Source organism: Rhizobacter sp. (genome assembly GCA_021153565.1).
Lineage (GTDB): Bacteria > Pseudomonadota > Gammaproteobacteria > Burkholderiales > Burkholderiaceae_C > Albitalea.
The window spans coordinates 1-9,157 of record JAJKJU010000374.1; the positions used below are offsets into that span (position 1 = coordinate 1).

Consider the following 9,157-nt stretch of genomic DNA (forward strand, 5'->3'; position numbering starts at 1 on the left):
GGGTGAGGGTTCTGCATTACTTCAGGATGTCGCCGAGGCAGAGGTACTTGATCTCCACGTAGTCGTCGATGCCTTGATGCGATCCTTCGCGGCCCAGGCCTGATTGCTTCACGCCGCCGAATGGCACTTCCGCCGTCGAGATCAGGCCGGTGTTCACCCCCACCATGCCGTACTCAAGGGCCTCACCCACACGGAAGATGCGCCCGATGTCGCGGCTGTAGAAGTAGCTCGCGAGGCCGAATTCGGTATTGTTGGCCAGGGCGACGACCTCATCTTCCGTCTTGAAGCGAAACACCGGCGCCAGCGGGCCGAAGGTCTCTTCTCGCGCGCAAAGCATGTCGCTGGTGGCATTGGCAATCACGGTGGGTTCGAAGAACCGACCGGCGGATTTCTTGCCGCCGGCGACGACCGTCGCGCCCTTGGCGACGGCGTCCGCCACGTGCTGTTCGACCTTTGCCAGCGCCTGATCGTCGATCAAGGGGCCTTGCGTCACGCCGCTCTCAAAGCCGTTGCCGACCTTGATGGTGGTGGTCTTCGCAGCCAGCTTCTCGACGAAGGTGTCGTAGACAGCTTCCTGCACATACAACCGGTTCGCGCACACACAGGTCTGCCCGGCATTGCGGTACTTGCTGACCATGGCGCCTTCGACAGCGCTGTCGACGTCCGCATCGTCGAACACGATGAAGGGCGCATTGCCGCCGAGTTCAAGCGACAGCTTCTTGACCGTCGGTGCCGATTGCCGCATGAGGATGCGACCGACTTCCGTGGAACCAGTGAACGACAAGTGGCGCACGATATCGCTCTCGCACAGCACCTTGCCAACGGCGATGGAGTTGTCTGCGTCAGCGGTAATGACGTTGAGCACGCCTGCCGGCATCCCGGCGCGCTGCGCCAGTTCGGCCACCGCCAGGGCCGACAAGGGCGTCTGCTCCGCCGGCTTGATCACCACCGGGCAGCCCGCGGCCAGGGCCGGAGCCACCTTGCGCGTGATCATCGCAATCGGGAAGTTCCACGGCGTGATGGCCGCGCATACGCCCACGGGCTGCTTGATGACGAGGAAGCGCTTGTTGTTGTCGGTGGTCGGTATGGTCTTGCCGTAGACGCGGCGCGCTTCTTCGGCGAACCACTCGATGAAGCTCGCGCCGTAAATCACTTCGCCCTTGGCCTCGGCCAAGGGCTTGCCCTGCTCGGCCGTCATGATGCGGGCGAGGTCGTCCGCATTGGCGATGAGCAGCTGGAACCACTTCATCATGATGGCCGCGCGTTCCTTGGCAGTCTTGTTGCGCCAGCCGGCCCAGGCCTTGCTGGCCGCCGTGAGCGCAGTGCGCGTTTCGGCGGCGCCGAGCTTGGCCACGTCGGCGAGCTTCAGGCCGGTGGCCGGGTCGTTGATGGCGAAGGTTTGCGCTGCCCCAGTCCATTCACCGCCGATCAGCGACTGGGTCTTCAGCAGGCTCGGGTCCTTCAGCAAGGCGAGCGGCGACGTCTTCGTGTCCATGGGCAGGTCCTGGTTGGGCGGGGGCGCGAGCCCCGTGAAACGTGGTTGATTGATGCCGACTCTATCGCGCGAAAAACGCTGCGGCAGGGCCAGGGTCTTGGGTGCGATGCATGCTCAACGGCGGCGTCCGCGCAGCCATTCCAACGCCAGCAGCGCGCTCGTCGTGAAGACGATCAGGAGCGCGGTCACCGCGGCGATGGTGGGCGTGATGTTCTCGCGGATGCCGGTGAACATCTGCCGCGGCAGCGTCACCTGCTCAGGCCCCGCGAGGAACAGGGTTTCCACCACTTCATCAAAGGACGTCGCGAACGCGACTACCCGAAGCCCAAGGCCTTTCTGGACGGGACGCTACAGGCGTCGGGATGGGGCTGCCTTCCTATAATCCACGGTTTCGCCGAACGCCCCCGATCGGCCTTCCACAGATTCAACAGAGCACCGGATGAAAGCTTCCGAAATCCGCCAGTCGTTCCTGACGTTCTTCGAGTCGAAGGGCCACACCATCGTCGCATCGAGCCCCGTGGTGCCCGGGGACGACCCGACGCTGCTGTTCACCAACGCGGGCATGAACCAGTTCAAGGACGTCTTCCTCGGCTTCGACAAGCGTCCGTACTCGCGCGCTACGACGGCCCAGAAGTGCATCCGGGCCGGCGGCAAGCACAATGACCTCGAGAACGTGGGCTACACCGCGCGGCACCATACCTTCTTCGAGATGCTGGGCAACTTCAGCTTCGGCGATTACTTCAAGCACGACGCCATCCAGTACGCCTGGGAACTGCTGACCGAAGTCTTCAAGCTGCCCAAGGAAAAGCTCTGGGTCACCGTCTACGCGGAAGACGACGAGGCCTACGACATCTGGCACAAGACGGTTGGCGTGCCAGCCGAGCGCATCGTGCGCATCGGCGACAACAAGGGTGCGCGCTACGCGTCCGACAACTTCTGGATGATGGGCGACACCGGCCCCTGCGGCCCGTGCACCGAGATCTTCTACGACCACGGCCCCGAAATCCCCGGCGGCCCCCCGGGCTCGCCCGATGAAGACGGCGACCGCTACATCGAGATCTGGAACAACGTGTTCATGCAGTTCAACCGCGACGAAGCGGGCGTGATGCACAAGCTGCCCAAGCCGAGCGTGGACACGGGCATGGGCCTGGAGCGCGTCACGGCGGTGCTGCAGCATGTGCATTCGAACTACGAGATCGATACCTTCGTGAACCTCTTGGCCGCGGCCAAGAAGGCGGTGGATGCTGCGGGCGCTGGAGATTGCGACAAGAATTCCCCGTCGCTCAAGGTGATCGCCGACCACATCCGCGCCTGCACCTTCACGGTGGTCGACGGCGTCATACCGAGCAATGCCGGCCGCGGTTACGTGCTTCGCCGCATCACGCGCCGCGCCATCCGCCACGGCTACAAGCTCGGTGCGCGCAAGCCCTTCTTCCACGCGCTGGTCGCCGCGCTCGTCGCCGAGATGGGCGACGCCTATCCCGAGCTGCGCCAGAACGCGCAGCGCGCCACCGACGTGCTCAAGCAGGAAGAAGAGGGCTTCTTCCGCACCATCGCCAACGGCATGGAGATTCTGGAAGCGGCGCTCGCGGGTGGCGCGAAGACCATTGACGGCGAGACGGCGTTCAAGCTGCACGACACCTTCGGCTTCCCGCTGGACCTCACCGCCGACGTGTGCCGCGAGCGCGGCGTGGCGGTGGATGAGGCGGGTTTCAATGCCGCGATGGAGCGCCAGCGTGCGCAGGCGCGCGCGGCTGGCAAGTTCAAGATGGCGCAAGGCCTGGAGTACACCGGTGGCGCGACCACCTTCCACGGCTACGACACACTGACCCACGAGACGGCGCGCATCAGCGCAATCTACCTGGACGGCACCTCGGTGACCGAGGCCAAGGCCGGCGACGACGCGGTGGTCGTGCTCGACCACACGCCGTTCTACGCCGAGAGCGGCGGCCAGGCGGGCGACACCGGCGAGCTGCGCAACAACACCGCGCGCTTCCTCGTCGAGGACACGCTGAAGATCCAGGCCGACGTGTTCGGCCACCATGGCCGCGTCGTCGAAGGCAGTGTGAAAGTGGGCGACCTGGTGAACGTGAAGGTCGATGCCGAAAAGCGCGCCAAGACGGTTCGCAACCACAGCGCGACCCACCTGATGCACAAGGCCCTGCGCGAAGTGCTGGGCCCGCACGTGCAGCAGAAGGGCTCGCTGGTGGATGCCGAGCGCACGCGTTTCGACTTCGCGCACACCGGGCCGATCACTGATGAGCAGATCCGCAAGATCGAGAGCATCGTGAACGCCGAGATCCTCGCCAATGCGGCGACGCAGGCGCGGGTCATGCCGATCGACGAGGCACAGAAGACCGGCGCGATGATGCTCTTCGGCGAGAAGTACGGCGACGAAGTTCGGGTACTGGACATCGGCACCAGCCGTGAGCTGTGCGGCGGCACGCACGTGCAGCGCACCGGCGACATCGGCCTGTTCAAGGTGGTGGCCGAAGGCGGCGTGGCGGCGGGTGTGCGCCGCATCGAGGCAGTGACGGGTGACAACGCGCTCGCCTATCTGCAGTCACTGGAATCCACGGTGAACGAGGTGGCCAGCACGCTCAAGGCAACGCCCGCCGAAGTCTCGACCCGCATTGGAAACGTGCTCGAGACGGTGAGGGCGCTGGAAAAGGAACTCGCAGCGCTCAAGGGCAAGCTTGCATCGGCTCAAGGCGACGAATTGCTCTCCAAGGCGGTGGACGTGGGCGGCATCAAGGTGTTGGCGGCCATGCTCGAAGGGGCAGACGCCAAGGGTTTGCGCGAGACCATGGACAAGCTCAAGGACAAGCTGAAGACGGCGGCCATCGTGCTCGCCGCGGTCGAAGGCGGCAAGGTTCAGTTGGCAGCTGGCGTCACGGCCGATAGCATCGGAAAGCTGAAGGCGGGCGAACTCGTCAATTTCGTCGCGCAGCAGGTTGGCGGCAAGGGCGGCGGCAAGCCGGACTTGGCGATGGCCGGTGGCACCGATCCGTCGAAGCTGGGTGCGGCTCTGGAGTCCGTGCGGAGCTGGGTCGCGCAGCGCGTTTAATTCGTGGCCCGGGGTTGCAACCCACGGCGGACACTTCGGTCCAGCATGGTGTCAGCAGCAGCTGTTGACACCATGCTGAAGATGAAAGTTTGATGTGTCTGCGCAGCTTGCCGCTCTACAAGGGTGGCAAGGCCGATGCGAGAGGCTGAGAGTATTTCGATCATGCCCTCTCATCCCCAAAAGACCCCTGCTCGTCGTTGCAAATGCTCGCCATAGCACGAGCTATGGCTGCGCTTTGCGCCTGGATCAGGCGCCTTTTGACGTGCTGCTCGGAGACGCTCGAAATACTCGCAGCCTCAGAGGCAGCCTCTCTAATGCTCATCTGCGCGATGAAGCGCACAGAGTTTGTTGCCATCTGGGTCGCGCACATATGCCAAGTGCATGGCACCCCGCCTGCCCTGACGCAGGCCTGGTGGTTCTTCAATTGAAGTGCCTCCACTTGCGACGGCTGTGTCATGGAACTTTTGAACCTGCTCCGGCGAGTCGCACTTGAACCCAATGGTGCCGCCATTTGCGAAGGTGGCCGAATCACCATTGATCGGCTCGCTGACACAGAACATGCTGCCGTCGTGCCTATAGAAGAGGCGGACTTGACCTGTATTGTTGAGGTTGCGAAATGGTTCCTCCGCCCCAAGTACGCCGAGCACGGCGTCATAGAAGCGCTTTGAGCGTTCGATGTCATTCGATCCGACCATCACGTGGCTGAACATTCAAGTTTCTCCAGGGTCTTGGACTATGTGGGTAGAAAAGCATACGGGGCATGTTGCGGCGGCAGCGCCTCATTCCGCCTGAGAGGCGGAGAGTATTTCGATCATGCCCGCTCATCACGTCAAAAGACCCCTGGTCGTCGTTGCAAATGCTCGCCATAGCCCTGGCTATGGCTGCGCTTTGCGCCTAGATCAGGTGCCTTTTGACGCGCTGCTCGGGCACGCTCGAAAAACTCTCAGCCTCTGAGTTGCTTCCTATCATGGGAGACTTGAGACAGTCTGCCAGGACGAAGCTCATTCTGCCCGAGAACCTCGTGAACACCATTGCCAGCATCTCGCCGACCGCACCAGCGCCCCTCAGGGAGTGGTCCTTCCCCGTCGAAGGCATGACCTGCGCATCTTGCGTCGCACGGGTCGAGCGTGCGCTTGCCAAGGTGCCTGGCGTTGTCGAGGCGAGCGTCAATCTGGCCACCGAGGCAGCAACGGTTCGCTCTGACCCGTCGGTGAGCGTCGAAGGACTTCGGGCTGCGGTAGAGAAGGCGGGGTATCAGGTCGGCGAAGTTGTCGAAGAAGGCGCGACGCGCGTTTCCGTGGATTCAAACGTGGCGCGTCGTTCTGACGTGTGGCCCATCGCGATGGCCCTCGTCCTGTCCACGCCACTCGTGCTGCCGATGCTCGCGATGCCCTTCGGTGCTGACTGGCGTCTCGACGCTTGGCTGCAATGGCTGCTGGCAACACCCGTGCAGTTCTGGCTTGGCGCACGCTTCTATCGCTCGGGCTGGAAAGCCTTGAAGGCCCGCTCCGGCAACATGGATTTGCTGGTCGCGCTGGGCACCTCGGCTGGGTATGGCCTGAGCGTCTATCAATTGCTGCGGCATGGCCAGGCGGCGGGAGCGCATCTGTACTTCGAAGCCTCGGCCGTTGTCATCACGCTCGTGTTGCTCGGCAAATGGCTGGAAGCACGCGCCAAGCGGCAGACCACCGAGGCCATTCGCGCGCTGCAGGCTCTGCGGCCCGAGACGGCGCGCGTCCGGCGCCATGGGCAGGAGGCCGAGGTGCCGATTTCGCGGGTGAAGGTGGGGGACGTGGTCGTTGTTCGACCGGGTGAGCGTGTTCCGGTGGATGGCGCTGTGATCGAGGGTGAGAGCGAGGTCGACGAATCGCTCATCACGGGCGAAAGCCTGCCTGTGCCCAAGCGCGCAGGCAGCGCAGTGACGGGCGGTGCGGTGAACGGCGAGGGCCTGCTGCTTGTTCGCACCACAGCGGTGGGCGCCGAGTCAACCTTGTCACGCATAGTTCGCCTGGTCGAATCAGCGCAGGCGAAGAAGGCGCCGATTCAGCGGATGGTAGATCGGGTCAGTGAGGTGTTCGTGCCTGTTGTCATCGGCATTGCGGTGGTGACGCTGATCGGGTGGGGTTTTGTGAGCGGCGATTGGGAACGAGCCATTCTCGACGCCGTGGCTGTGTTGGTGATTGCCTGCCCTTGCGCCTTGGGCCTCGCCACGCCGACCGCGATCATGGCGGGTACAGGCGTTGCGGCGCGGCACGGCATCCTGATCAAGGATGCGCAGGCCTTGGAAATCGCGCACGCGGTGAAAGTGGTGGTCTTCGACAAGACGGGAACACTCACAGAAGGGAAGCCGGAGCTGGTCGCATTCGAGGCGGCCGACGACGATCACGTGGCCTTGCTGGCGTTGAGCGCTGCGATACAGGCGCACAGCGAGCATCCTTTGGGGCGCGCCGTTATCGAGGCCGCGCGACGCGAAGCCATCGCGGTGACGAACGCCGCGGAAGTCCGAGCCATCGCTGGGCGCGGAATGGCCGCATCGGTCCAGGGGCGCGAAGTGAGATTGGGTAGCACGCGCTTCATGCTTGAGCTGAAGGTCGACATCGCCGCGATGCGATCGCGCGCCGAGCAACTGCAGGCCGAGGGAAAGACACTGTCGTGGTTGGCGGACGTGAGCGATGCGCCCCGCCTGATCGGGCTGCTCGCTTTCGGCGACCGTGTGAAGCCATCTGCCGCCCACGCCATTCGACTGCTGCGGGGTCAAGGCATCGCGACGGCACTCGTGACGGGGGACAACCGCGGCAGTGCCCAAGCAGTTGCACAGCAGATCGGCATCGATGAAGTGCACGCCGAGGTGCTGCCCGAAGACAAGGCGGACATCGTCGAGCGCTTGAGAACAGGCGGCCGTCGCGTCGCGATGGTCGGCGACGGCATCAATGATGCTCCGGCACTTGCCGCTGCTGATGTTGGCATCGCCATGTCCACCGGAACGGACGTGGCCATGCATGCGGCAGGCATCACGCTGATGCGTGGCGACCCTGCGCTGGTGGCCGACGCGATCGACATCTCGCATCGCACCGTCACCAAGATCCGACAGAACCTGTTCTGGGCCTTCATCTACAACATGGTCGGCATTCCGCTGGCTGCATTCGGAATGCTGAGCCCCATGATCGCCGGAGCCGCGATGGCCTTCAGCAGCCTGAGCGTGGTCACCAATGCGCTCACGCTGCGCCGCTGGAAAGGGAGCACACGTTAGGCCATGGCCTGGAATAAGTTCCCGTTTTGAGGGTGCTGGGCGGGCGCGCTGCGGCGTTGCTCCTCACTTGTGTGGCTCGCCACACGGCGCTCGGAGCGCCTTGCATCGCATCCCCAACATCAGCCTCCGCGAGTTGCAAGGCTGGCAGCTTGTCAAGCTTGTTCAGCTTGCTGGCGATCGGCGCGATCACTTCAAGAACTCCACCGAGCTGTTCGCACCGCGGTGCGTGAGCGACAGCGCATCAGGCTTAAATAACAGAGATGGGTTGCGATGTTGACGTGGTATTGGCGCGAGTATGGCGAATTAAGCCGTTGGGGTATCGGTAAAGCGTCGGGGTCCTCGCTATCCCGGTACTGAGTTCGCTTTTCCGCACATCAAGAACGCGCAGATACTCGAAAATACCGCTTGGCTGAAGTTGGATCGCGCGTCCGATCGACGCCAGGGCGGGCTTTTAGCTGTCTACTACATTGAGTTCCAACGAACACATTGGAAGCTCAATCGCGTGTGAATCCGGTTCGCTCCAGTTTTGAACACACGCAACATCCCCCAAACCATAAGACGTAAATCTAAATGAACAACCGCAAGAGAATCACAGGCAGTAGTAGTCAGGCACCTTGGCAAGTGTCAGTAGTCCGCGACCGGGGGGGCGAGGGTAGTAGTTCGGCACCATCACGTGCGTTCCCTTCTCCTTCGCTCTTTTCACGCCCATTCCCTTCACGTCCGCCAGCTGCACGTCCGTTCGCTTCAAATCCGTCCGTTTCACGTCTGCCCGTCTCACATCCGTTTGTTTCACGTCTGCCCGCTTCGAATCCATTTGCTTTACATCTGCCCGCTTCAAATTCGATCGCTTCACGTCTACGCGCTTCACGTCCGCTCTCTGCGCCAGGAGATGGATCAGATGATCCCTACGCCACGAGCGGCTCGGGCTCGACCACCGACACAGAAGCTGGTACATCACTCTTTTCGTCTGCGAGCGAGAATCTTTATGACGATGCCGAGGGTTTGAGCAGCGATGAAGGTTCGCCTCCGCCTGCGCCGCGACTCTACAATGTCGGCCGCTTTACCGCCCCAAACCGATGAGAAGGCCCACGGCCAGCAGTTTTCCTGGTTCTGTCGCTACAAGGGCTTCCCCACGTGTCAAGCAACACCGAGCCGAGGTGAATCGCAGTCGCATCCCGCCCAGCGCCCCCCAAAACGGGAACTTATTCCGGGCCATGTCCTTATGTCGCGGAGATATTTCCGTTCCGACTGAGAGGCTGAGAGTATTTCGAACGTGTCCGAGCAGCACGTCAAAAGGCGCCTGATCTAGGCGCAAAGCGCAGCCATAGCTTGGCTATGGCGAGCA

5 protein-coding genes and 1 pseudogene are annotated in these 9,157 nt (G+C 62.9%); 2 read left to right on the forward strand and 4 right to left on the reverse strand.

What is annotated here, in order from left to right:
* Positions 1-16: 16 nt before the first annotated feature.
* Together AC30NL_RS22935 and AC30NL_RS22940 are read right to left on the reverse strand one after the other, a co-directional pair.
* Entirely contained in the window at positions 17-1,495 is a 1,479-nt protein-coding gene (locus AC30NL_RS22935; protein ID WP_489466289.1) for an NAD-dependent succinate-semialdehyde dehydrogenase, read from the reverse strand.
* A 114-nt stretch (positions 1,496-1,609) separates the two neighbouring features.
* A pseudogene (locus tag AC30NL_RS22940) lies at positions 1,610-1,807 on the reverse strand (ABC transporter permease); the annotation flags it as partial.
* A gap of 127 nt (positions 1,808-1,934) precedes the next feature.
* On the opposite strand from AC30NL_RS22940, the gene alaS reads away from it, so the two are divergent.
* Positions 1,935-4,562: an alanine--tRNA ligase gene (gene alaS / locus AC30NL_RS22945; RefSeq protein ID WP_489466290.1), complete on the forward strand. Its 2,628-nt coding sequence runs from the start codon at positions 1,935-1,937 to the stop codon at positions 4,560-4,562.
* Between the two features lie 311 nt (positions 4,563-4,873).
* Here alaS and AC30NL_RS22950 read toward each other — a convergent pair whose 3' ends face one another.
* The gene (locus AC30NL_RS22950; RefSeq protein ID WP_489466291.1) at positions 4,874-5,272 is read right to left on the reverse strand and encodes a VOC family protein; all 399 of its coding nucleotides are present in this window, start codon (positions 5,270-5,272) and stop codon (positions 4,874-4,876) included.
* 188 nt (positions 5,273-5,460) lie between these two features.
* Between AC30NL_RS22950 and AC30NL_RS22955 the strand changes: the two genes are divergently transcribed.
* Positions 5,461-7,812, forward strand: coding sequence for a heavy metal translocating P-type ATPase (locus AC30NL_RS22955; protein ID WP_489466293.1), 2,352 nt, complete (start codon positions 5,461-5,463; stop codon positions 7,810-7,812).
* Positions 7,813-8,401: 589 nt separating this feature from the next.
* Here the strand turns inward: AC30NL_RS22955 and AC30NL_RS22960 are convergent.
* On the reverse strand, positions 8,402-8,575 hold the full coding sequence (locus AC30NL_RS22960; RefSeq protein ID WP_489466292.1) for a hypothetical protein: 174 nt from the start codon (positions 8,573-8,575) through the stop codon (positions 8,402-8,404).
* Positions 8,576-9,157: the final 582 nt, after the last annotated feature.